The following is a 24209-nucleotide window of genomic DNA, read 5'->3' as shown; positions in this document are numbered from 1 at the left end:
TATGTCACAATGCCATCCGTGTAAACACCCGTCAAGCGCCCCGAGCGCCGCGTTGCAACCTATCCCTGACCGCAAGCCAGGGTTGCGTATCAGGCGGTGCTTCGGCGAGCAGGTAGTCGAACCCTGCGCGGTCAAAGCGATGTAGCGTCGCATAGAGCACACGTGCATATTCGTCAGCGAATCCAGGCATGGGAAAGTACGCAAAACCGCCGCCGCTGATATCGCTCCCACTCGCGTCGCCCAGGCCCAGCACAATCACTTTACGGCCTTGCGCGGAGAGCTGATGCACCCTCTGCCATAACGCATCGGCAGGATGCAGTTCTAGCGGCGTTGCTGGCGCATAGTGCGCGGACAGCGCACCGGGGGCACGTACTTCCCGCCCGGTCGCCTGAGTCGACGTTATTTTCTGCTGAAGCACGTCTTCAATGGCTGCAACGGAAAGACCGCCGGGCCGTAACAGCACCGCCTTGCCGTGTGCCAGGCTGACGATGGTGGATTCCACGCCGACCCGGCATGTTCCGCCATCCAGAACAATGCCGACCTGGGCACCCAACTCGTCGCGCACGTGTTGCGCCGTGGTTGGACTCACCCGCCCGAAACGGTTGGCCGAGGGGGCCGCAACCCCGCCTCCAAACGCATGCAGCAAAGCGGCTGCGACCGGGTGGTCGGGCACACGCAGGCCCACGGTATCCTGGCCGCCGGTGACCTCGTTTAGGACCTGATCATGGCGGCGCAGGATCAGAGTCAGTGGCCCCGGCCAGAATGCTGCTGCCAGCCGCCACGCCGCGTCAGGTATGTCTTGTGCCCATTCGGACAGATTGGAAGCATCGGCAATGTGAACGATGAGCGGGTGATCGGCTGGCCGCCCCTTGGCCTCGAACACCCGGTGCAGCGCCAGCGGGTTGGCGGCATCCGCTCCCAGCCCGTAAACCGTCTCGGTGGGGAAAGCCACTGTGCCGCCAGCGCGGAGCAGTTCGGCGGCGCTATGAATAGCGTCCTGCCCAACCATATCAACCATCATTGAATTGGCTTGCTGAAAACAGCTTTCACACTTCCTGCCGCGCCGCCAGTCACCGCTTCTCCGATGTCGCCTACCAAATTTGTGAGGGTGGGGGTGGGCTTCCGCAGCCGGCACTGCAACAGCACTTCCGCCGCGCGGCCGCCACCGCCCCACACCCTGATGCAGCGTTCCACTTCGAGACGAACCGCAGCGCGCACTCCTTCCATGGTAGCGGCATAACCTTCGACCCCAGCCAATGCATTCTCCCGGATACGTCGCGCGGCGACATCGAACAGCACCGAGCTGTAGTTGATTTTAGTCGCGCCGAAACTGATCATGCGCCGCAACTGGTCGTCGGTGAAACCCGCACTGCCGTGGATACCGAGAGGAATACCCACGGCCTGATTTATTTTCGAAAGCCGGGTAAAGTCATACTTGTTACCACCGCTATTCATGCGGTTGACCGATACTGCCAGACAACCCACGCCGGTACGCTCAACGTAATATTTGGCTTCGGACGGAGACGTCGAACCGTTGACCACAGACTCTGCCGCATCATTGGCCTCCCCGCTCTCTAGCTGACCCACTTGCCCGACCACCAAAACACCCTGGGTAGCCGCCAACTCAACGACTTTTTGAGTCAGCTTCACATTATCGGGCAGCGAATGTGAGGAAGCGTTGAACACGACTCCGTCGCAACCCATGCTGATCGCTGCAGCAGCTGCCTGCGGGTTGTCTTCCACCTCGATCTGGAATGCCACGGGAATCGAGGCGCGCTGCCCCATTTCGACCACCGCACGCGCCAGGGATTCGATGCTGTCAGTTCCCGGATAAGATTTGGAGACACTCAGAATAATCGGAGCGCGCATACCTTCGGCAGCCGCAACCACACCTTCCAAAATATCCCAGCCAGCCACGCCGAACGCGCCCACCGCGTATCCGTGATGATAGGCGTGGTGCAACATATCTGTCATATTCACCAAGGGCATGCTGTTACCTCCTTCCAAGTTCTGACAGCCCGACTTGCAACAGCGCGGGGGATGGAGATTCCCTCCGAACGGCAAATGAGAGACGTCCACCGTGACGCCGTTGCAATCCGAGCGGATCACCCGCGCTGCCGATTCCAGGCGGGCGCCATGATCCGGATAAATAACCGCGGGGACGCCTGGGCGACGCGCGGCCACCTTCACTCGCACCCGGTTGCCGGAACTGTGCGGCATCTGTTTCATCGCGTGAGTCCCATGTACAGGAGCGGCAACTTTTCGGGCAGTTTTTGCACGTGGTCCACCACCATGTAGTTCTTGGCGCCAAAGATACGCGACACGTACTGGTCGGCTCGCGGGTCAAGACTCAGGCAATAAGTGGCGATGCCATTGCGCGTCAATTCTTCCACCGCTTTTTTGGCGTCAAAACGCAGGTATTGAGGATCGCGCACATCATTGTCAGCGGGTTCACCGTCGGTAATCACCAGCAGCAACTTTTTATTGCTGGGCTGGCGCTTCAGGATCGAACCGGCATGGCGCATCGCAGCACCCATACGGGTAGAAAGCTGCCCGCTCATGCCTGCCAGGCGGGATTTGGCCTGATCGTTGTAGGGCATGCCGAAATCCTTGTAGCGGAAATACTCCACATCGTGACGGCCGTTGGAATCGAAACCGTGGATCGCAAAGGGATCGCCGATCTTGTTGAGGGCATCGGCCAGCAGCACCGTGGCTTCGCGCGCCAGTTGCAGCACTGTGCTATCCGAACCCAGCACCGTGTCATTGGTGGATTCAGACAGGTCGATCAGCAGTAGCACCGACAGATCGCGCACCTTGCGCACATTGCGCATCATGATGCGCGGGTCGGGCTGCTCGCCCATGCGCATCTCGATCATGGCGCGCACCGCGGCGTTGAGGTCGATCTCGTCGCCGTCCTCCTGCTTGCGCAGGCGCTGCACGCCCTGCGGCTGCATGGCTTCGATCAGGTACTTGAGCCGGCCCACGATCGGCTTGTGCTTGACCACAATGTCATCAATGACTTCCACGTCGCCGGACTTGGGGCGCTTTTCCAGCACCGTGCACCAGTCCGGGCGGTCCAGCTGCATCTGGTAATCCCACTCCGGGTAATGGTAGGGATCCGGCGGCGGCTCACGGCCTTCCTGCTCGTTCAGGCTGGTGGTTTCCTCATCACGAAAAAACTCGGTGGCCAGCACCCAGATTTCATTGGCGTCGTCGCCCGCACCAGGTACATCGATGGCGTTGATCATTTCCATCACGCTGACGTATTTGCGGATTTGCTTGGGATTGCTGCCGGCAATCACCTCTACGGTTTCGCGGACATCCTCGAATTCCCACATGTAACGGTTGTCATCCCGGTACGGAATATCGACCACATCGTTCGATTTACTGTAGCTGACTCCTAGCGCCTGCATTTCATCCGCCAGGCGCAGGCCGATATCACGCACCCATACGGTGGGTTCAGGCTGACCCTGCTGCTCGTCAAACAGACGGCGGCCCAGCGTCACCCAGGGATGATCGTCGCGGTAATCCTTATCCAACAGTACACGCGCCAGCCGCGCCATCAACGCTGCGGCGGTGTCGCCGGATTGCGGCGTGGCTGTATGCAAAGGGATCCATATCTGTTGAAGACCCGGAAACTGCGCCAGCGCCAGCCCTTCCACGCGCGCATCCTCGATCAGCCCTATCAGCTCCATCTGCAGCAGGTTCAACCCGGCGCTGTCAAACTGGTTAACGGTATAAACCTGATGGCAAGCCGCGTGGGCGGCGCTGGCGCGGTACAGCTCGATGCCGGGGATGCGCATTCCCTCGCCCGAGGGCGAATTAAACACAAAATCATCGTAAGCATCGGGCAAATGGATGATGTAACCCTCGATCGAGGGGCGGTAGCCTTCGCGCTGTTCGAAGTCGCCGCTGGTTGGGCGCATAAAGAAGTCGCGTCCCCACAAGGCGCGCAAGTACATGCCGATGCGACGCTGCACGTCAATGAACAGGGTGCCCTTGCGTTCCTTTTGCAGCACACCGATGGATTCAGGGCTTTCCAGACTGAAATACTTGAGCTGCCCGTCGAAATTGGTCTTGTGCGCCTGCGCGCCCCACAGCGCCCAGCGCCGCAATCCGCCCAATGTCAACTGGCCCAGCAGCGTGCTCAGATGATCCAGCATCGGACGCACCCCGCGCGGCGCTTGTGCCAGCAGGGTATCGAGCAAATGCAGGTAGCCCCGGAATAGATCTGCGTCGCCCAGACGCGAAGCCGCTACCGGGCTGGTGGAAAATATCGAAGCGATAACCGTGGCGCTGGTCTTGGAATACATCTTGATTGCCGCGGCGAGCAGGTCGCTCACCGCATCCTCACCCAGTTCGCGCGCGACGGCAGGTGCGTTCTGGATAAACGACACCACAAGATCGGTGCCACGCCCCAGCGATTTCAGCCCGGTCGCACCTTGCAGGTAATAGCTCTCAAGCCCACGCGGACTGAACACCCGCGCAGCTTCGCCCCAGGAAGCGCGCAGCACTTCGCCCGCGTGCTCCCCGAGCTCGTCCAATATGTCTTGATACTTTTCGAGTTCAACCGCCATGTTCTTGCTCCGGAGGGTAGGTTGTGGCTTGGTATCTTCCGGGCGTAATGAGCCAGACGCAGCACGCCAGCTGACTTATTGCCCAGACCCGGTGGATGACGCCTGCGGCTAAATCCACCCTGCGCGATACGACTGTTAAAAGAACGTGCTCACCGCCGCATCAAGCGCATCGCGCATGTCGGGGTCGTCAGTGATCGGACGCACCAACGCCATGCGGCAGGCCGCCATGGAATCGACGTTCTTGGCGATGAGGCTGCCTGCGTAGATCAGCATGCGGGTGGAGATACCTTCGTCAAGGCCGTGCCCTTTAAGATTGCGGGCCCGCTCGGCGATGGATACCAGTTTACCGGCCACTTCCGCCGTCACACCGGTTTCATGGGCGACGATCTCGGTCTCGATTTCATGCGCCGGGTAATTGAAGTCCAGTGCGCCAAAGCGCTGCTTGGTGGACTGTTTCAGGTCCTTCATCAACGACTGGTAGCCAGGATTATAGGAAATCACCAATTGAAAATCAGGATGCGCCTGGATCAGTTCGCCTTTTTTCTCCAGCGGCAGCACGCGGCGGTTATCGGTCAGCGGGTGGATCACCACGGTGGTGTCCTGACGCGCTTCGACCACTTCGTCCAGGTAGCAAATCGCGCCATGACGCGCGGCGATGGCCAGAGGGCCATCCTGCCAGCGGGTGCCGCTGGCATCCAGCAAAAAGCGGCCAACCAGATCCGATGCCGTCATATCTTCGTTACACGCCACGGTAATCAACGGCCTGTTGAGTTTCCACGCCATGTATTCAACAAAACGGGATTTACCGCAACCGGTGGGGCCTTTCAGCATCATCGGCATACGCACTGAGTAAGCGGCTTCGTACAGCTCGACTTCGTCGGCCACATTGCGGTAGTAAGGTTCTTTCTCGATACGATATTGATTAATCACGTCATTCATGACTATTCCTTTAACGGGTAGCACAGGACAGGCATCACGCCGGACGCCACGCTACTACTGCCGCACATCACGGCGGCAAAATAAAATACGCTACAAACCTGTCCGGCGTTACCGGCGGCGTTTTACGCCGAGCCAGCGCTTAGTCCGGCCAGACGCGATCCGGATGCTGCATGCCCGATTCGCCAGCCTTGGCAGGTGCGAGCTTGGCCGCTACAGGCTTGACTGTGGCAGGGGGCAGCGCCGCCTTGACGGCCGCTGCAACCGGGGCATTGTCCGCCGCTGCAATGGACGACGTGCCATTCTGCTGGGCTTTGACTTGGCGCACGCCTCGAGCAAGTTTTGATCCAACATTTTTCACAGACATAAGACCTCCTCGATAATTGCTTCAATATCTGCCACGGCCTGCTGGCCGCGTTTACCCACACCGTACACGCTCATGCCTTCTACGGCGGCAGTACGATATGCCGCGCGCCGCTGCATGCCGGAAATCAGCACGGGCACATCAAACTCAGCGACCGCTTCGCGCATGTCACGCGACAAGGCGTTGCGCGATTCGAGCTGATTGAGCACCAGACAGGCGCGCAAATTTGAATTGTTTCGTTGCGCTTCCTTGACCGCAACAGCCATATCCACGCTGGCCCACAAGTCTATCGGCGATGGCAGCACAGGGATCAACACCAGGTGCGCCGCGCGCATGATGGCGGCTACCGTTTCACCCTGTACTGTAGGCGGGCAATCCACCACCACATAGCGATGACTGCGTGCCAGATCGGCAAGCACGGCAGTCGGGTTGCCGCCCAACCGGGTGACCTCCGGCAAACCGGAGTTACCGCCGTCCATGGCCACCCATTGAGTGATCGAACGTTGCGGATCGGCATCGACCAGATGGGTAGAACCGCGCAATGCCAGGCCCGCCGACAGGTTCAGTGCCAGTGTGGTTTTACCGGTCCCGCCCTTCTGGTTGATCACTGCAATGATACGGTTGGTCATGGTCATCCCATCCATTGATTTTCTGCCAGTAATGACGCGTAGCGCTTGTTTGAGCCGACGCGATCAAACGTCCGCTAGTGCTGACGCCAGCGCGTGCATGTCGCTGATAAAACTGGAGTTACGTTCGCGCAACACGGCCTGCCCCTCGCCATCAATACTCACGTTGGCGTAGGTTTTGCCAAAATTTATATTGGGGTAGTAATCCTCGCGTTTGGACAAATCCGCTAGCTGATCCAGAAACCGTCGAGTCTCAGCATAGCTGGCAAAATCAAAACGCTGATTCAAGGCCGCAACCGGCTTCTGACCCGCCGCAGCGTCAGCATTGATAATCTTTGCATCACTCATCGCATCACTCCTGTATGAATTTCCGTCAGCATACGATCCAGCTCACCCAGGTGGCCCAGCTCGTCTTGCAAAATATCCGCGAGCAGCGCCTGTGTCTCGCTATCACGTATCCGCGCACAATAATGTGCCGCTTCTTCGTATAAACGAATCGCCTCGATTTCCAGCATGCGGTCAATCTGCAACATCTCTTCCACGCTACGGCCGGTCCGCGCCGGCGGCAGCTGCGTGGCATTGGAAGGGATGCCCAGCACCAGCATCCTGGCCATCAAACGTTCGGCATGCACCAGCTCTTCGTTCACATCCGTACGCAGACGCGCGCTCAAGTCAGTCATTCCCCACAAGCCGGCAAGTTTGGCCTGCATCAAATACTGTTGCACTGCCCCCAGCTCGTGACTGAGGGCGCGTGACAGATATCCGCTTAAACGTGGGTCGGACTGCATGGACAACCTCCACTCAACTTAATCGCCAGTTTCAGCTGATGTTGCCGTCATTGCCGGTGATACTGGCATCGGGGGTGCTCGGCAGGATGTTTTCCACTTCGGAATGCACGCGGGCGATGATGTGCGCAGCCACCAGGCCGTCACCCACACGCTCACACGCATCCGCACCCGCACGCACCGCTGCGTTTACCGCGCCTGTTTCGCCGCGAACCAGTACGGTCACATAGCCGCCGCCGACAAACTGACGACCTACCAGACGCACTTCCGCCGCCTTGGTCATCGCGTCTGCTGCTTCAATCGCGGGTACCAGACCGCGCGTCTCGATCATGCCTAATGCTATTCCGCTTACGTTTGCCATTTTTAAATACTCCTTATCAGATTCAATTGATTTCAGACCTGCTTATTGCCCGATTATTCGGAGACGTGAGGCAGGATGTTTTCCACTTCGGAATGCACGCGGGCGATGATGTGCGCAGCCACCAGGCCGTCACCCACACGCTCGCACGCATCCGCACCCGCACGCACCGCTGCGTTTACCGCGCCTGTTTCGCCGCGAACCAGTACGGTCACGTAGCCGCCGCCGACAAACTGACGACCTACCAGACGCACTTCCGCCGCCTTGGTCATCGCATCTGCCGCTTCAATCGCGGGTACCAGACCGCGCGTCTCGATCATGCCTAATGCTATTCCGCTTACGTTTGCCATTTTAAATACCCCTCCTCAGATTCAGTTGATTTCAGACCTGCTTATTGCCCGATTACTCGGAGACGTGAGGCAGGATGTTTTCCACTTCGGAATGCACGCGGGCGATGATGTGCGCAGCCACCAGGCCGTCACCCACACGCTCGCACGCATCCGCACCCGCACGCACCGCTGCGTTTACCGCGCCTGTTTCGCCGCGAACCAGTACGGTCACGTAGCCGCCGCCGACAAACTGACGACCTACCAGACGCACTTCCGCCGCCTTGGTCATCGCATCTGCCGCTTCAATCGCGGGTACCAGACCGCGTGTCTCTATCATCCCTAATGCTATTCCAGTTACGCTTGCCATTTTTAAGTACTCCTTTTAAATTAAAAAAACTTGCTCATTTGCCGTCGCCGGTATCCCATGCATCAATAATTCCGCAGATGGTCAAATCAACCAATGTCGCCTTGTTACCTGTTGCAATGCGTGCTGCCGAACCACCTACTGTAATTACCCATTTCCCTGGCGGCACTCCCACCGGATCACACGCCACGCTGATCTTGCCCTGTGTGTCTTCCAGCACCCTCAGCGATGCGTTCTGCAGCCCAGGTACACGCCGTGTTGCCACCAGGTCTGATACCACGCGCATGATTTCCATATCAGCCTTCCGACCAGTGATCAATGATGCCGATGATGGTCAAATCACTGGGAAACTCTTTGCTGCCCGCAGCTTCGCGCGCAGCAGAGGAACCCACGCATATCACCCAGTCACCGGGTATGCAGCCCACCGCATCCACTGCAACCTGACGCGGACCGCCTACCTTTTCCCGCACCACCAGCAATGGACGGTGCCCCAGATCCTTAATTCGGTTGGTCGAAACCAGCGTTTTTTCCACCTGACAAATCTTCATCGCCCGCTCCTAAACCGATTTATGTCGCATCCGCTTCAACCAGCTCAACCGGGCTACCCGGACGTTTATCCTGTACCGTCATGCCACACACCAGCAGGCCCTTTTGCACCAGCTCGGTGTAACGTGCCTCGATTGCGCCCTTGACGCGCTGACAACGTTCTACCGTGCGCTCACGGCAACCCGGCACGCGGCTGTCATAACGGAAGTGAATCGCCACCGGCACCGGCAAGCCATGACTGGCGTTGAGCTTCCTGAAAATTTTAATACCCACATCCATATCCGGCGCACCTTCTTCCACTGTATGCAGGTGGGCAAAGTAGGCCAGATTGCGCAACTGAAATTCTTCAAAACCCTCGCCGACACTGATAAAACGCTCGGCATGGCCAATGTCGGCATAACGCCCGCCCCAGTTGCTGCATACGTATTCAATCTGGGACAGATTGTTAATCAGTAACGTGGCAATAAGCCGGCGCATGCCTTCATGCGGCTCGCCATGTCCCCCACCCCAGCCAGTGCTGCTGCTGGCTGCCTGTATCGCCTGGTATACCTTGAGCCGTGCGGTACTGGCATCAGCATTCACGCTGGCGCGGTAGAGTTCGATGTTGTCCACATGCCGGTGCAGACTCATTTCTCCGGCGGCGTCGGGGACGTGCACCTTGATCGCGTCGGTGTCGGTATCCACACCTATCAACAAGGTATCCACCGATGCGCCACAGCAAAAGCTATTTTCTATCGCCTGACGGAACTCGCTCAGGCGTTTCAGTCCGGCCTCCGCAGCCGCCGTCACGTTGCTGCAATGTGCGGCGCAACCTTCGTGAGTCGGGTCCGAGCTGCTCCAGTGATATACCGCCACTTTCAGGTAGCGCGTACCCGCATCCGCAGTCACCGGACGGCCTTCGCGGAAGCGCATCAGCTCGGTTTCGATCCAGCGTTTTACGTTGGCATCCACATCGAACATCGCGCCAGCGTAGGCCTTGCGACTGCGAACCGCACCATCCGGCAAACGCAGGATATAGCGCACCAGGCCCTTCAGACGGCCATCCGAACAGGGTGAAATATCCACCGCGTGGTAGCCGCTATCGAGAAAGAACGCGACGGCTTCGTCCGTAGCCTGATGCGGGTTGTTCATTTTCGCCCGCTCTGCCATAAGGCGTAACGTGCGCATGACACACGCACCATACAACGCACGCATATCCAGATCAGCAATCCAGGCATCCGCCAGAATCCGCTCGGGCAACTCGAAACCGAGCTGTTCACGCGCAATGGTCTGCGCGCGCTCGGAAAAATCAGTTTCGTGCTGCAGGCCTGCGATGCGTTTCAGTACGGGCACGATGGCATCAAAAGCACCTTTTACAGCCAGCTCATGTGCTAGCAGACGCTGATTCTCCGCTTCGTTAGTCAGCGGGTGACGGCATGGCCGTCCAGTATCTGTAGCGCAAGCCGGGTTAGGCATCACCTCGGCATCGAGCGCGAATACCGCCGGCCGGGGGCGCACCTGCAGCGCACCAGCAGGCGTGCCCAGCCCATAGGGCGGACGACTTACTGGCGGTTGCGGGCTGATGTTGCGTCCCGGACGGTTTCTCGTATTCATTACACTCTCCGATTAGTTACTGTTTACTCAAATACTGCGTTCACATTAACCGCGTGCGCCGCCAGAGTAGGTTATGGCAGAACCTTTGCTATCGTTACCGCTGCTGCCAGTGATCCGGCTCAGCGGCAATTCCGGCCGCTCACGGTCTTTCAACTGTGAAGCGCCTACCATCACGCTGCGCTGGTCACCACGGATAGTGGGATTGCGGCGCGTCGAGCTGCCTTCGGTTCCTGTCACACTTTCATTACGCCGCCACGCAGCGCCGGTAATTGCAAAACCGCCTTCGCGACCGTCGCCAGTCAAGCGGCTCCGCATCTCATCGACCGCGGGAACCGGCTCCATCGCTACCTGTGACGCACCTTCCTGATAACGGAATTCCGGTGTACCGGATACCAGGCCCGCGGCCATATTAATCGGCCCGGTGATACGCCCGACTGCGCCGTAAGCAGTGCCAGTGATACGATTCAAGCTACTGCCCTGCGCACTGCGAGCCGGAGTAGCAACGCTAAAATCCCCTTGTACCCTTTGCATCTGCGGAGCAATTTCTACCTCCCGCGGTGCATCAAGCGGGCTGCGGCTGAGCGGATGCGGGTTGTTATTGACGCCGCGCTGCGAAACACGCTGATGCATCCCGGAATAAGGCGTACCGCTCAGCATCTGATTTTCACCGCGTGCCGCACCGGTCACCTTGCCACCCGATCCGGCGTAATCGCCGCGCAATGCAAGACCCGCCCGTGCGCCACGACTGCTTATCAATGCACGCGAAGCAGCCTGACGCTCGGCATCACAAAATGCCACGTACTGGTCCTGGCCTATGTATTCGGTGCCGGAAATCTGCTGGCAGCTGCCGTATTCATCGCCAGTCACTTTAGGGCTGTGTTCCACTGCGGTACCGGATACCTGTTGTCCGCGCCAGGTACGCATCACACCGACTTTTTCCGGCGCAAGCATTGGCTCACGGTTGCATGCCTGATACTGGGCAAGGCCACTGGATTCGGTGCCGGTCACGCCTGCACAAGCACCACGCTCACCGCCAGTCACCTGGCTGCCGGGTGCAACATCGGTACCGGTCACGTTGCGGTTCATCACCGTGCTCATCAGGCTCACCTTATGCGGCGCACCGCTGCCATTACGACACACGCTTGCAGACTGATCCTGAGCATACTGGCTGCCGGTGAGCTTGCTGTTGCAAGCGCCGGATTCATCGCCCGTCACTTTCACGCTGCGCGTCTCTTCAGTACCGCTCACAGTCAAACCTGCCCGAGTAACGGCCAGCCCTACCTTGGCGGGCGCAAGCGCCGGCTTGGCGGCACAGAACGACTCAAACTTGTCTGCGCTCAAATATTCGGTACCTGTCACCACCTTGCATGCACCTGATTCACCGCCTGTCATTTTCACGCTCAGGTCAACATCGACGCCGCTTACACGCTGGCCCCGGCTGGTATTGCTGACACTTACCTTGGCAGGCGCGGCTGGCGGTGTGGACGTGCACAGTGTTTTGTACTGTTCGGCACCGATATATTCAGTGCCGGTAATCGCGCGGCAACTGCCTGTTTCAACCCCGGTAACCTTGCTGCTGCGCTCGACCTGGGTACCGCTCACCGGCGTGCCGCTCAATGTGGTGCCGATCTCGACTTTGACCGGAGCCAGCCGTGAGCGCACGCGCCCTGTAGGACGGCATGCCGGATCATTGCCGCGACCGTTCTCGCACAATTCCGCCCGGCGCGCTTGTGCAGCCGCACGACCGGTCAGACCGGATGTTGCAGCAATCTTCATTTTCGAAAATTTCGCAGCCATCTTGCCTTGACTGGAGAGCGCACGCCGGCGCTCCTGGCACAATTGACGCACTGCCGAGGCGATCGGACCGGACACAGCCATCGGCTCGTCGTCCACAATCGCACATACGGCTTCAATTGCCTGATCGTATTCAGCTGCTTCTGTCTTATCTTTGCCGCCTTTGCAACCACAACCGCAATCCGCAGACGATTCAACCGTCTGTGTTGGCGCAGGCGTGACTGCCGCCGGAGCCGGGCTGGCTGCCCGCGACGCGGCCGTCCTGGTTTGCCCTAATGCTGTTTTTCCGCCTTGCGATAACGCCTCGCGCCGCGCTCTTGAGAGCGATTTTCCCGAGGCGCTCGCGGGTACAGAACCTGTTGCTGCTACCGGAGCCGCTGGTGCCGGCGCTGCTGATGCAATCTGCACCGAACTTGCCCGTTCCGGGGCTGTTGCCGCCGTTGTCGCCACTGCGGGCCTAGCCGCCGGACGTGCTGGCTGGGATGCTTTCGTCCCCAGTGCAGCGCGGCCGTTCTGGGACAGCGCACGACGTCTCTCCAGCGCTGCGGCACGTGCCGAGCGCGGAGTTGCCGTATTGTTTGCCATAGCGTCGCTCATGTTTTTATCCTTCCATATTCAACGGACCCTCGCACGGGTCACTTGCTGCAAGGGTCATCTGCTGGATAGTCTGTTTCAAACCTACCTGGCAAATCTACTTAGCGCCCGCGGAACACCACGAAGGAGCTACCCTGACTTTGGGAGTAGTTGTCGTAACCGATCAGACGCACGTGATGGTTCGGGTGCGCACGGTGACATGCTTCCAGTTCAGAGATAACCGTATCTACCGACTGCTCACCGAACATGGGCAGCTTCCACATGTACCAGAAGTAAGCATTCGCGCGTGCCGGCTCAACGTGCTCAATGCCGGGGTTCCAGCCCTGACTAATGACATAGGCAATCTGCCGGCGTATCTTGTCCGGCGTCATGGCCGGCAGATACGAGAAGGTTTCGTACTTCGGAGTCGAGTTGTAATCTTGAATATCAGCCATTTCCTTATTCCTTTCAGTTTTTGCGGTACGGGCTTTTCGCCCGCACACCGCTACGGTTTTCGTTTACGCCTCCAGGGCTGTCGCCCCGGGATTAGCGGTTGACCACGTCCAGCTTGTCCACGGTATCGAACTCGAACTTGATCTCTTTCCAGGTTTCCATAGCGATTTTGAGTTCAGGGCTGTCCTTGGCTGCATTGGTGAGAATCTCCTTGCCTTCGCGTTCCAGCTCGCGACCTTCATTACGCGCTTCAACGCAGGCTTCCAGCGCGACGCGGTTGGCAGCAGCGCCCGCGGCGTTACCCCAAGGATGGCCAAGTGTGCCGCCACCAAACTGCAGAACGGAATCATCGCCGAAGATGTTGACCAGCGCCGGCATGTGCCAAACGTGAATACCGCCGGATGCGACAGGCATTACGCCAGGCATGGAACCCCAGTCCTGATCGAACATGATGCCGCGCGAGCGGTCTTCGGGAATGAACGACTCACGCATCAAGTCTATCCAGCCCAGCGTTGCTTCGCGGTCGCCTTCCAGTTTGCCGACAACGGTACCGGAGTGGAGGTGATCACCGCCAGACAGGCGCAGAATCTTGGTTAGAACACGGAAGTGGATACCGTGGTGCGGGTTACGGTCGAGCACAGCGTGCATGGCACGGTGGATGTGCAGCAACATTCCATTCTTGCGGCACCAGTTGGCCAGACTGGTATTAGCGGTAAAGCCACCGGTAATGTAGTCGTGCATGATGATCGGTGCGCCGATTTCCTTGGCGAATTCGGCACGCTCGATCATGTCTTCGCAGGTCGGGGCGGTAACGTTAAGGTAGTGTCCTTTACGCTCGCCGGTTTCGGCCTGCGCAGCCAGAGTCGCATCCTGCACAAACAGGAAACGGTCACGCCAACGCATGAACGGCTGACTGTTGACGTTCTCGTCGTCCTTGGTGAAGTCCAGACCGCCGCGCAAGCACTCGTAAACAGCGCGACCGTAGTTCTTCGCAGACAGACCCAGCTTGGGCTTGATGGTGCAACCCAACAGAGGGCGACCATATTTGTTCATCTTGTCGCGCTCGACCTGGATACCATGAGGAGGACCACCGCAGGTCTTCACATAGTGCAAGGGGAAGCGCACGTCTTCCAGACGCAATGCGCGGATCGCTTTAAAGCCGAACACGTTACCCACCAGCGAGGTGAATACGTTCACAACGGAGCCTTCTTCGAACAAATCGATCGGATAAGCAACGAAAGCGTAGAAACATGTGTCGTCGCCCGGCACATCTTCTATGCGATAGGCGCGGCCTTTGTAATAATCCATATCGGTCAACAGATCGGTCCACACAGTGGTCCAGGTACCGGTGGAGGACTCGGCAGCCACTGCCGCAGCAGCTTCTTCCCGGTCTACGCCCGATTGCGGAGTGATCTTGAAGCAGGCCAGGATATCCGAATCCAAAGGTGCGTACTCCGGCATCCAGTAGGTCTGTCGATATTCCTTAACACCTGCCTCATACTTTTTTGCGGCCATGTTTGCTCTCCTTAGTACTATAAATTGAAAAATTCTGCTGGAACCGTCATCTAGGTTCCGACGGCTGAATCCATTGTGGAGGAAATGTTTGCTTAATAAAAGTTAAATATATTTACTATAATATTTTATTAAAATTTAATATAAAACATGACTTCGCTCATACGACTCCCCATCCATACAAGATTTTCGGGGGCAGTAATTCAGGCATGAGCCTTGTCCACACAGGCAAGGAACAACATTGACCTGATCCGTGATACCCATTCAAATCAAACAATTCGAGCATGAAGCGGGCAGAGCGCTGTTCGAGCGCATGGATAAAAACGAGACATGGCGCAGAGAATCTGTACAAGCTATTAAGCGGGGAATCTACTGACATGCAACGCCCGAAAGGGCAAAGAATGGAAGATTGCCAAGAACCAGAGTTCGGTCCCAAACGCCGGGGCCTTCCTGGAAAGCAATTTAGCGGGTATGGGCCGCCCCTATACGAGATACCGTCTTGAAAAGCAAGCCCCCTATTCGCGAAATTGGCATCAAACGGCCTGCCTGACTTCACCACGCCATAGATGATATGGACGAGTTTGCGCATTGCCGCCCCGATAACCGCTTTCGGCACCAAGCCGTTGGCCTTCATTCTTTCCCCAAACGCCTGTAGCACTGTGTTATGACGTAGCGCCACCATACCCGGCATATACAAGGCCTTTCTTAAATCCGCATGACCGGTTCTGGAAATCATGGTGCGCCCCTTGATTGAACTGCCAGATTGCCGCTGACGCGGCGATACACCGATGAAGGCTGCCAGAGCCTTGCCGTTGGCAAAACGTCGGATATCGCCTGCATACGCCAGCACCTTGGCCACCGTCACTTCACCTATACCAGGGATACTGGCAATCAGGTCGGCATCCTGCTTCAGTTCGGGATGGCCGTTGATATGATCGTTGATGGTACGTTGCAACTCGGCGATCTCTTTTGTCACTGCCGGATGTAAATTGATACAGAGCGCCGATTGAAAATTGATACACCGATTTGAGAAGATGGCCGGATTTTTGGATTCGGCCATGATCACAGACGAGGTGTATGTGGAAATTGAATTGTTGAGGAAACATGGCATGAGCTTGCGCAAGATTGCCGAAGAAGTTGGGTGTGCAGTGAACACCGTTCGGAGCCATCTGAAATCGGATATGAAACCCCGGTACCAGCGCAACCCATTAGGTGTAACAAAGCTGTCCCCGTTGCATGACTACTTGCGGGAACGCCAGGCAGCAGCCCATCCGGCGTGGATACCGGCAACGGTATTATTGCGCGAGATCAAGGCACTGGGTTATACCGGCAGCCACAGCCAGCTACGCGCGTATATGCATGGTCTCAAGCCGGCTGTGCCGGCCGATTCTGTTGTTCGGTTCGAGACGGCGCCGGGCGAGCAGACGCAAGTTGATTGGGTTGAGTTTCGCAAAGGTAAAAACCCGCTCTACGACTTCTGCGCGACGCTGGGCTACAGCCGGGCGAGCTTTGTCGAGTTCGTCACCGACATGAAAGTGGAAACGCTAATCGCGTGCCACCAGCATGCCTTCGAGGCATTTGGCGGCGTCACCAAGCGCATACTGTACGACAACATGAAGACCGTGGTGATCGAGCGTGATACTACGGGTGAAGGTGCGCATCGCTTCCACGCCGGGTTTCTCGATTAGGCGCACCACTGTGGCTTCGTGATCAAGCTGTGCCGTCCGTATCGGGCCAAGACCAAGGGCAAGGTCGAGCGCTTCAACGGCTATTTGCGGCGCTCGTTTTACGTGCCGCTGGTGGCACAGCTCAAACAGGCCGGGCTGACCCTGGATGCAATGACGGCCAATGCCCAGGTCCGTCGCTGGTTAAAAGACATCGCCAATGAACGCATCCATGGCACGACACAAATTCGTCCCGCCCAACGTTTACTGGAAGAATGTCTGCAAGCGATACCCAGCCCCTGGCGTGGCGACATCCGGGCGGCGCGCCCTCAGCGTGAGATAGCAACCCCAATAGTGACTACCGGGCAGGCAGCACGACCGGTGGTGGTCATCGAGCGGATCGCACAGGCATCGCCTGCGCAACACCCACTGGCGGTGTACGAACGGCTACTTGAGCAAATCCGCGATGAGCAGGGAGTAACGGTATGAACCTTCAGCACGAAAGAATGTTGACGCTATGCGAGCTGCTCAATCTGCCGTTCGTGGCTGAGGCATACTCAGGCGCCGCGCAGGATGCCGCGCAACAGGAAACCGCTTATAGCGACTTCCTGGAAGGACTCCTCAAAACCGAGGCGGCGGGACGCAACGTGAGAAAGCAGAACATGCTCACCCGCCTGGCCGGCTTCCCGGCGATCAAGACGCTGGATGACTTCGATTATGAATTTGCACTAGGCGTGAAACGCAGCCAGATCGAAGAACTGGCCGGGCTGGGCTTTGTAGAGCGTAATGAGAATGTGGTACTCGTCGGCCCCTCGGGCGTGGGCAAAACCCATTTGGCAATGGCGCTGGGTTATCGGGCGACGCAGGCTGGCATCAAGACGCGCTTTACCACTGCGGCTGATCTGCTGCTGACACTGACCACCGCACACATGCAGAATCAGCTCAAAAGCGTCATGCATAGGGCCATCAACAGCCATCGCCTGCTCATCATTGATGAAATCGGGTATCTGCCGATGACTCGCGAGCAGGCCAACCTGTTCTTCCAGGTGATCGCGGCACGCTACGAAAAAGGCAGTTTGATCGTTACCAGTAACCTGCCGTTCGGACTATGGGATGCGACTTTCGCTGGGGATGCCACATTGACCGCTGCGCTGCTTGATCGCCTGCTGCATCACGCACGTATCGTGCCGATTGCCGGCGAGAGCTACCGCCTCAAAAATCAGCGTGCGGCAGGAATGGTAAAGGGTAAACGGGCGGCTGCTCCGACCGAATAATTGCCAGGAAAATTAAATGGGGGTGTATCAAATTTGAATCGGCGCTCATTACAAAACTGTATCAATTTTAAATCGGCGTTGACATCTTTGGCTAGCCAGGCAATATGGCTCTCAATATTGGGGAGAACTGTGGTTTCCCCACTGGCGTGATGCGCTTCCAATCGGTTGGCTTCTTGCTGGTGCATGTCTTTCAGCGCTTGCAGACGTTCCACCATGGCACGTAGTTGGCGATAGGCGGGGCTGGGTGGCATCCAGACGCTGGGGCGCATGGCCGCACAGAACCGTGCGAGTAGCGCGGCATCGGCCCGGTCGGTTTTGTTGCGCACCAGATCGCTCTGCGCAAAACCTTTGATACGCGCAGGATTAACGACACTGATGATCCAACCATAGCTGACCAAGGCCAGTGCGGCCTGCTCACTGTAAGAGCCGGTCGCTTCAAGGCAGAGGTGTGCGTTATGATGGCTGATATTACGTTCGCGCAGCCAGTTATCCAGTTGGGCAAAGCCGGATGGATCGTTGGCTACGACTTTGGATTTAATCTTGCCGTTCAAGAGTACGGCAATATCCAGTTTACGTTTGGAGACATCGATACCCACAAAGGTGGAAATGACTTGCATGGCCTGATTCATCGTTTTAACCTTCCTCGTATGCAGGTTCTGACTTGGCAAGTAGCCAAGCCGACCTAAGTTACCGTTCGGTTTGTGATAAACGTGAAATGAGCCGGGGCACCTATCTGACCCACAGGTTTAATCCCGATGGGACTGACCTAAAGTCTCGCCGATGTCTCCCGACTCAGCCTGCTCAATCACGACTGATAGTTTAATACTTTCGTCTTCAGGAAGGCAGGTAGGGGGATGATACGAGGTCTCGTTTCAGCGTAGCCGCGCTTTTGCAGCGAGTTCCTGTTGGACACAAGTACCCATGATTTGGTAACTGCCCCCTACGGCTTGCCCAACCTCCCTGCAATAGCTTTCGACTCGGGGTGGTATTTGCTTCCGAGATAGGCTTGATTGAGCCTGACGCTCTTGTTGGCGGCATTGTTCCTCAATTTGGTAACTTCCGCCAACGGCATCGGCGACCTGGCGACAGTACCCATTAATGTCAAATGCAAATGCGCTAGAACAGAGTAGCGACATAACGACGGTAACTATCTTTTTCATTTGGAACCCCACATCTTGTTGTAACACCATGTCATTGTTAGACCGAGGGCTGAACATCGCGCCCACAGTACCGACACACCTTGGCATCTGCCTTTATGAACTCAGCGCAGTGCGGGCATTTCTGCATACCTTCTGAAAGTTGCTGATGCTCAATAGCTTGAATATTTGCTTTCATGATGAGCGAGTGCGGTAAGGCCACGATAAACAGCGCAGCACCATAGAACCACCAAAGGCCAAATGAACGCCCTTTGCCCTTGGCGATTACCGCTGGAATGAGGCCGAGCAGAACAGCTAATAAAAAAACTTCCATGTTTCCCCTCCTTTAACGATCATATGTTTTGCCGCCTGTCGATATGTTGTAGAGCCACGAGCTATATGGGAGCCGCAACAGAATCGTGGATTTTTCGATGACAGCACCCATTACCATTCCGCGACACAGCAGGCTTACTCCGCCCACCGGGTTAGGGGCATAGCAGTGCTTGTAAGAGATGTCATGGGTTGTTAACGGCACCCTTTTTGAAGATGTCACGCACGGAGAAATATCCACCACTGCCACACACCTGATAAACAACTATGAGGCGTGAGCCTTTGCTAATAATCTTTTGTACGTCTCGCCGAGAGGCGTTAGGCAATGCACCATAAACTGCTTTGCTATCGATAGTGAATAGAGCGTTTATTTCATTCGGTGCTGGCTTCTTGGCACGAAAGCCAGAGATTGTTTCACTCGACCTTTCATAAACAACGTCATCTACAACAAGATCAGCAATTCTTTGATCGCAGTTGTCACCGATTTCAACCATTGGCTCCTCGATGCCAACTAGGGCATTGATGCCAATTACCTTTCCATTGCTTCCGAATTGATAGACAAGCACTGGTTTTGCGACTGCGGCGAAAGAAGCAAGGGCAAAGAGGACTACTGATGTAGCGCGAATTGAAAATGATTTGTTGAGCATTGCGCGATGATCCTTGAGAGAGAAATACCTAACGTAGAAGTCACGGGCTGCCGAAGGCAGTCCCGTGGACTGAAAGGTTAGGGGTTAGTGACATGTATTACTTACCGAATTTAACTGTTATCCAAGCGGCAATAAGTGCGGCTGCGGCACTACAAATAATTGCCATTATCGCAATGTTATTTGCTCGTTCAGCTTTACGCGATGCGACAGCCGCTAGCGAATTAGCCTCTACTGAGGCTGCCAATGCTTTGCGTGAAATAGACAAGCTCTCATCTTTGCGTGATTCTTCTTTTGACAAAAGCCACTCGGTTGCAAATTGTTTCAATGCACCTTTAGAAAGCTCTCCAGATTCGGTGGCGGCCTCAACAGAGGGAGCGCCAAGCGACTCAAACCTGATGAACCAGTCCTGTTTAAACGATTCAATAGCTACTGCTTCACCATCATCCACGGAAACAAAACCACCCTCAATTTGAGTTTTCAAATGATTTCGGAGATTAAGCCAATGAAGCACATCGATTTCATTATCACCGGGACGCAAGGTAATGGGAACTCCAAGATTGGAGTAATCGCTTGCTTGCATATTTTTAACGATGATGCGAACTGTTCCCATGTATTGGAGACCCCTAACGTAATTGAGTTAAGCACCTTGACGCCCATAGGGCGGCGAGTGTGCTTGGACGAACCGTTGGACGTGAGAGGTGGCGGCACATAACAACCTGGTATTTGATAAGCATCTTCGGCAAAAAACACCCTCTCCAATATGAATAAACCAAAGCGTTGCATCGACCGTGTGCATCAACGCTCGCGTTATACACCGGTACGTGCAACGCTTTGCACCGTACCATATTTGGCAACCCTTTATATAGCCTCGACTTTAGGTATAAAATCATCGGTTGCCAAATCGGAGCCACCTATTGCGTGCAACGTAATTGAGTTAAGCACCTTGACGCCCATAGGGCGGCGAGTGTGCTTGGACGAACCGTTGGACGTGAGAGGTGGCGGCACATAACAACCTGGTATTTGATAAGCATCTTCGGCAAAAAACACCCTCTCCAATATGAATAAACCAAAGCGTTGCATCGACCGTGTGCATCAACGCTCGCGTTATACACCGGTACGTGCAACGCTTTGCACCGTACCATATTTGGCAACCCTTTATATAGCCTCGACTTTAGGTATAAAATCATCGGTTGCCAAATCGGAGCCACCTATTGCGTGCAACGTAAAGTAGACACCCTAAAAAACGCCGGTAAAAGCACCTTCAAGGTGTATAAGCTGGGATTTATTTCGCAATTAATTGAATTTATTGATGATAAAATTTTGGCACATCCTAATTTTCTCGATAAAAACACCACTAGTCCAAATTAGATGTTCGTGACATATTACGTGCCAAATATGACAACATTCGCACTAAATAATCACGTCTGGAATAAATTAAACGCCATATTCTCCCCTATGGCAAGCAATAATCGAAATTGCGGTAACGCGCCAAAATCAAGGTACTCCCATCAACCCAGCGTCGTCTGCCTTACCCGCTCAAACACACACACCGCCAGCGCCGCTGCCGCATTCAGCGACTCAACGTTGCCGGGCATAGGGATGCTGAATTCGTGGCTCGCGGCGGCGCGCAGTTCGGCGCTGAGGCCGGTGCCTTCGTTGCCGACGGCAAATGCTATCGGCCCGGTGAGGTCGGCGGCGAACAGGCTTTGCGGGGCGTTGAGCGCGGTGCTGCAGACTTTGCCGGGGAAAGCTTGCGCCACGGCTATCAAGTCAGAATGCTCGATGATCTGGGTGGCGAAGTGCGCGCCCATGCCGCCGCGCAGCACTTTGGGCGACCATGCGTCGGCGCAGCCGGTGGACAGGTACACGACCTCTACCCCGGCTGCGGCGGCGCTACGCAGCATGGCGCCGAGGTTACCGGGGTCCTGGATGGCTTCGAGCAGCACGATGAACTGCGGCTGATCCGGCACTGTAACTGGCGGGATATCGATCAGCAGCATCAGGCCGGTCGGTGTTTTGACCGGCGACAGTGTGTTGAACAGGCCGTTTGCCAGTCGCAGCACAGGTACTTGCGGCAGTTGCGCCAGCAGCGGATGATGCTGAGCGGATTCGGCGACGATGATCTGGCGCGGAACATGACCGGCGGCGAGATAGGCCAGCAGCAGGTGTTCGCCATCGAGCAGGGTCTGGCGGAGTTCGCGCCGGGTGCTGGCGGATTCGGCCAGCTTTTTCAGTGCCTTGAAGTGGGTGTTGTGCGGGGATACGATCAGTTCAGACATAAGCTCAATGGGCCAGGCCGGGCAGCAGCACTACCAGGCCGTCGACCATGAATTGCACCGCCATTGCGGCGAGGATCAGCCCCATGACACGGGTGGCGATATTCAGCCCGGCGGTGCCCAGATATTCGCCGATAGGCTCGGCCAGACGCAGCACCAGCCACACCACCGCGCCGATCAGGGTGATCGACAGGCTGAAAAACAGCTTGTCGAGCAGGCCCGCGGCCTGATGCGCATCGACGATGACCAGACTGATCGCGCCGGGGCCGGCCAGCAGCGGGATCGCCAGCGGCACGACGGAGATATCGACCTTGGATTCGGCTTCGAGCTCCTCGGCATCAGTATGCCGCGCCGGGCTGACTTTGGCGTGAAACATCGCCACGGCGATCATCAGCACCAGCAAGCCGCCGGCGATGCGGAACGCGGGGATGCCGATACCGAAGAAACCGAGCAGGCTGTCACCCGCCCATAACGCCAGAATCAGGATGACGGTCACTGCGACCGCAGTCTTGGCGGCGGTGCGATGCATTTCCTGCGAGCGCCGGTCGGCCGCCATGCTCAGAAAAATCGGGATGGCGCCCAGCGGGTTGAGGATGGCGAAAAGGCCAACCAGAAACTTGATCTGCTCGGTAAGATGCAATTGCGACATCACTGGATATTCACCCTGTCCTTAATCGCGCCGCCAGATGGTGCCCTGCGCGCTGTCTTCCAACACGATGCCAGCATCCAGCAACTGCTGGCGGATACGGTCGCCCTCGGCAAAGTTCTTCGCCTTGCGTGCTGCGGCGCGGTCGGCAATGAGCTGCTCGATCTGTTCGGCGCTGTAGGTGCTGCTGGTCAGGGCCTGCAAATGGGCGGCAGGGTCGTTCTGCAGCAAGCCGAGCACGCCGCCCAGCGCCTTGAGCAAACCGGCAGTCTGCGCCGACTTACTCTTGTTGGTTTCAGTGGCGAGATCGAACAGCACGGCAATTGCTTCCGGGGTATTGAAGTCGTCGTCCATCGCGGCCTTGAAGCGTGCGGCATACGGGGACTGCCACTCGATCTCGACCTCTGCGGCGGGCACGTCGCGCAATGCGGTGTAGAGCCGGTTCAATGCCTGTTTGGCATCATCCAGATGGTGATCGGAATAATTCAGCGGACTGCGATATTGCGCGCGCACGATGAAAAAGCGCAGCGTTTCCGCATCGTACCGGGTCAACACTTCGCGGATGGTAAAAAAGTTGCCCAGCGATTTGGACATCTTTTCATTGTCCACGCGCACAAAGCCGTTATGTATCCAGTAATTCGCCAGCGTGCAGCCATGCGCGCCTTCGGACTGGGCGATCTCGTTTTCGTGATGAGGGAATTGCAGATCCTGACCGCCGCCATGGATGTCGAAATGCTCGGACAAATAATGCTCGCCCATCGCCGAACATTCGATATGCCAGCCCGGCCGCCCGAGACCCCACGGCGATTCCCACGACGGCTCGCCCGGCTTGGCGGCTTTCCACAACACGAAATCCAGCGGATCGCGCTTGTTCTGGTCGATCTCGACCCGCTCGCCCGCCCTTAACTCATCCAGCGATTTGCCCGACAGTTTGCCGTAGCCGGCAAACTCATGCACGGCGTAATACACGTCGCCGTTGGGCGCCGGATAAGCCAGGCCGCGTTCGATCAGCACGGCGATCATGGCCTGCATCTGCTTGACGAAATCGGTGGCACGCGGCTCATGGGTAGGCGGCAATACGCCCAGCGCGGCCGCATCTTCGTTCATGGCGGTGATAAAGCGCTGGGTCAACGCACTGACAGGCTCGTTATTCTCCGCTGCGCGTTTGATGATCTTGTCGTCGATATCGGTAATATTGCGTACATAATCAACCTCATAGCCGGAAGCCCGCAGCCAGCGCGTGATCATGTCGAACACGACCATGACGCGGCCATGCCCAAGATGGCAATAATCGTAAACGGTCATGCCGCAAACATACAAACGAACCCGTCCCGGAGTAATTGCTACGAATGGCTGTTTTTCACGCCCTAATGAATTATAAATTGTGAGCATAATCGATCAAAAATAAAAGGTAATATTTTGAATC

26 protein-coding genes and 1 pseudogene are annotated in these 24209 nt (G+C 56.8%); 2 read left to right on the top strand and 25 right to left on the bottom strand.

Features of this window, described 5'->3' with window-relative positions; all coding sequences use genetic code 11:
• Nucleotides 1-31: 31 nt before the first annotated feature.
• The 18 genes from CAP31_RS03180 to CAP31_RS03095 all read right to left on the bottom strand — a co-directional run bounded on the left by CAP31_RS03180 (nt 32) and on the right by CAP31_RS03095 (nt 15870).
• A complete protein-coding gene (locus tag CAP31_RS03180) occupies nt 32-1021 on the bottom strand; it encodes an L-threonylcarbamoyladenylate synthase (RefSeq protein WP_223247345.1) in 990 nt (329 codons plus the stop codon).
• Nucleotides 1018-2229, bottom strand: coding sequence for a class II fructose-bisphosphate aldolase (locus tag CAP31_RS03175; protein ID WP_087446211.1), 1212 nt, complete (start codon nt 2227-2229; stop codon nt 1018-1020). Before CAP31_RS03175 ends, CAP31_RS03180 begins: the two co-directional genes overlap by 4 nt.
• The gene (locus CAP31_RS03170) at nt 2226-4577 is read right to left on the bottom strand and encodes a nitric oxide reductase activation protein NorD (RefSeq protein ID WP_087446210.1); all 2352 of its coding nucleotides are present in this window, start codon (nt 4575-4577) and stop codon (nt 2226-2228) included. Before CAP31_RS03170 ends, CAP31_RS03175 begins: the two co-directional genes overlap by 4 nt.
• A 135-nt stretch (nt 4578-4712) precedes the next feature.
• A complete protein-coding gene (locus tag CAP31_RS03165) occupies nt 4713-5516 on the bottom strand; it encodes a CbbQ/NirQ/NorQ/GpvN family protein (RefSeq protein ID WP_087446209.1) in 804 nt (267 codons plus the stop codon).
• Between the two features lie 139 nt (nt 5517-5655).
• Nucleotides 5656-5880 carry a hypothetical protein gene (locus CAP31_RS03160; protein ID WP_087446208.1) on the bottom strand — a complete coding sequence of 75 codons (225 nt, stop codon included), beginning with the start codon at nt 5878-5880 and terminating at the stop codon, nt 5656-5658.
• On the bottom strand, nt 5871-6506 hold the full coding sequence (gene parA, locus CAP31_RS03155; RefSeq protein WP_087448234.1) for a ParA family partition ATPase: 636 nt from the start codon (nt 6504-6506) through the stop codon (nt 5871-5873). The genes CAP31_RS03160 and parA overlap by 10 nt, the downstream gene beginning before the upstream one ends.
• Nucleotides 6507-6569: 63 nt before the next feature.
• Entirely contained in the window at nt 6570-6851 is a 282-nt protein-coding gene (locus CAP31_RS03150; RefSeq protein WP_087446207.1) for a hypothetical protein, read from the bottom strand.
• Complete coding sequence (locus tag CAP31_RS03145) at nt 6848-7291, bottom strand: bacterioferritin (protein ID WP_087446206.1); 444 nt, start codon at nt 7289-7291, stop codon at nt 6848-6850. The genes CAP31_RS03150 and CAP31_RS03145 overlap by 4 nt, the downstream gene beginning before the upstream one ends.
• A gap of 31 nt (nt 7292-7322) precedes the next feature.
• Complete coding sequence (locus tag CAP31_RS03140) at nt 7323-7649, bottom strand: BMC domain-containing protein (RefSeq protein WP_087446205.1); 327 nt, start codon at nt 7647-7649, stop codon at nt 7323-7325.
• A 53-nt stretch (nt 7650-7702) separates the two neighbouring features.
• Nucleotides 7703-7996: a BMC domain-containing protein gene (locus CAP31_RS03135; RefSeq protein WP_087446204.1), complete on the bottom strand. Its 294-nt coding sequence runs from the start codon at nt 7994-7996 to the stop codon at nt 7703-7705.
• Nucleotides 7997-8048: 52 nt separating this feature from the next.
• Nucleotides 8049-8342, bottom strand: a complete 294-nt coding sequence (locus CAP31_RS03130) for a BMC domain-containing protein (protein WP_087446203.1) — start codon at nt 8340-8342, stop codon at nt 8049-8051.
• 34 nt (nt 8343-8376) lie between these two features.
• A complete protein-coding gene (locus CAP31_RS03125) occupies nt 8377-8634 on the bottom strand; it encodes a carboxysome peptide B (protein WP_087446202.1) in 258 nt (85 codons plus the stop codon).
• A gap of 1 nt (nt 8635) precedes the next feature.
• Nucleotides 8636-8887, bottom strand: a complete 252-nt coding sequence (locus CAP31_RS03120) for a carboxysome peptide A (RefSeq protein ID WP_087446201.1) — start codon at nt 8885-8887, stop codon at nt 8636-8638.
• Between the two features lie 19 nt (nt 8888-8906).
• On the bottom strand, nt 8907-10478 hold the full coding sequence (locus CAP31_RS03115) for a carboxysome shell carbonic anhydrase (protein WP_087446200.1): 1572 nt from the start codon (nt 10476-10478) through the stop codon (nt 8907-8909).
• Nucleotides 10479-10523: 45 nt separating this feature from the next.
• Entirely contained in the window at nt 10524-12869 is a 2346-nt protein-coding gene (locus CAP31_RS03110) for a CsoS2 family carboxysome shell protein (RefSeq protein ID WP_087446199.1), read from the bottom strand.
• Nucleotides 12870-12967: 98 nt separating this feature from the next.
• Complete coding sequence (locus CAP31_RS03105) at nt 12968-13300, bottom strand: ribulose bisphosphate carboxylase small subunit (RefSeq protein WP_087446198.1); 333 nt, start codon at nt 13298-13300, stop codon at nt 12968-12970.
• A gap of 91 nt (nt 13301-13391) precedes the next feature.
• Entirely contained in the window at nt 13392-14813 is a 1422-nt protein-coding gene (locus tag CAP31_RS03100) for a form I ribulose bisphosphate carboxylase large subunit (RefSeq protein ID WP_087446197.1), read from the bottom strand.
• A 157-nt stretch (nt 14814-14970) separates the two neighbouring features.
• Complete coding sequence (locus CAP31_RS03095) at nt 14971-15870, bottom strand: transposase (RefSeq protein ID WP_157662635.1); 900 nt, start codon at nt 15868-15870, stop codon at nt 14971-14973.
• On the opposite strand from CAP31_RS03095, the pseudogene istA reads away from it, so the two are divergent.
• Together istA and istB are read left to right on the top strand one after the other, a co-directional pair.
• Nucleotides 15869-16963, top strand: a pseudogene (istA, locus tag CAP31_RS03090) (IS21 family transposase). The gene CAP31_RS03095 and the pseudogene istA sit on opposite strands and share 2 nt — an antisense overlap.
• Nucleotides 16960-17748 carry an IS21-like element helper ATPase IstB gene (gene istB / locus CAP31_RS03085; RefSeq protein ID WP_087446196.1) on the top strand — a complete coding sequence of 263 codons (789 nt, stop codon included), beginning with the start codon at nt 16960-16962 and terminating at the stop codon, nt 17746-17748. Before istA ends, istB begins: the two are co-directional and overlap by 4 nt.
• Here istB and CAP31_RS03080 read toward each other — a convergent pair.
• The 7 genes from CAP31_RS03080 to cysS all read right to left on the bottom strand — a co-directional run bounded on the left by CAP31_RS03080 (nt 17694) and on the right by cysS (nt 24175).
• Nucleotides 17694-18377 (bottom strand): transposase, encoded by a 684-nt coding sequence (locus CAP31_RS03080; RefSeq protein ID WP_087446195.1) that lies wholly within the window; start codon nt 18375-18377, stop codon nt 17694-17696. The two genes, istB and CAP31_RS03080, sit on opposite strands and share 55 nt — an antisense overlap.
• A gap of 568 nt (nt 18378-18945) precedes the next feature.
• Nucleotides 18946-19218: a zinc ribbon domain-containing protein gene (locus CAP31_RS03070; protein ID WP_087446193.1), complete on the bottom strand. Its 273-nt coding sequence runs from the start codon at nt 19216-19218 to the stop codon at nt 18946-18948.
• 181 nt (nt 19219-19399) lie between these two features.
• Nucleotides 19400-19861: a hypothetical protein gene (locus tag CAP31_RS03065; RefSeq protein ID WP_087446192.1), complete on the bottom strand. Its 462-nt coding sequence runs from the start codon at nt 19859-19861 to the stop codon at nt 19400-19402.
• A 97-nt stretch (nt 19862-19958) separates the two neighbouring features.
• Nucleotides 19959-20471, bottom strand: coding sequence for a hypothetical protein (locus CAP31_RS03060; protein ID WP_157662634.1), 513 nt, complete (start codon nt 20469-20471; stop codon nt 19959-19961).
• Between the two features lie 898 nt (nt 20472-21369).
• Nucleotides 21370-22140, bottom strand: a complete 771-nt coding sequence (locus CAP31_RS03050; protein ID WP_087446189.1) for an RNA methyltransferase — start codon at nt 22138-22140, stop codon at nt 21370-21372.
• Between the two features lie 4 nt (nt 22141-22144).
• A complete protein-coding gene (locus CAP31_RS03045) occupies nt 22145-22786 on the bottom strand; it encodes a MarC family protein (RefSeq protein ID WP_087446188.1) in 642 nt (213 codons plus the stop codon).
• Nucleotides 22787-22807: 21 nt separating this feature from the next.
• The gene (gene cysS, locus CAP31_RS03040; RefSeq protein ID WP_087446187.1) at nt 22808-24175 is read right to left on the bottom strand and encodes a cysteine--tRNA ligase; all 1368 of its coding nucleotides are present in this window, start codon (nt 24173-24175) and stop codon (nt 22808-22810) included.
• Between the last annotated feature and the right edge of the window lie 34 nt (nt 24176-24209).

Source organism: Sulfuriferula sp. AH1 (assembly GCF_002162035.1).
Taxonomy (GTDB): Bacteria; Pseudomonadota; Gammaproteobacteria; order Burkholderiales; family Sulfuriferulaceae; genus Sulfuriferula.
This window is presented reverse-complemented; position numbering and strand designations above follow the sequence as displayed.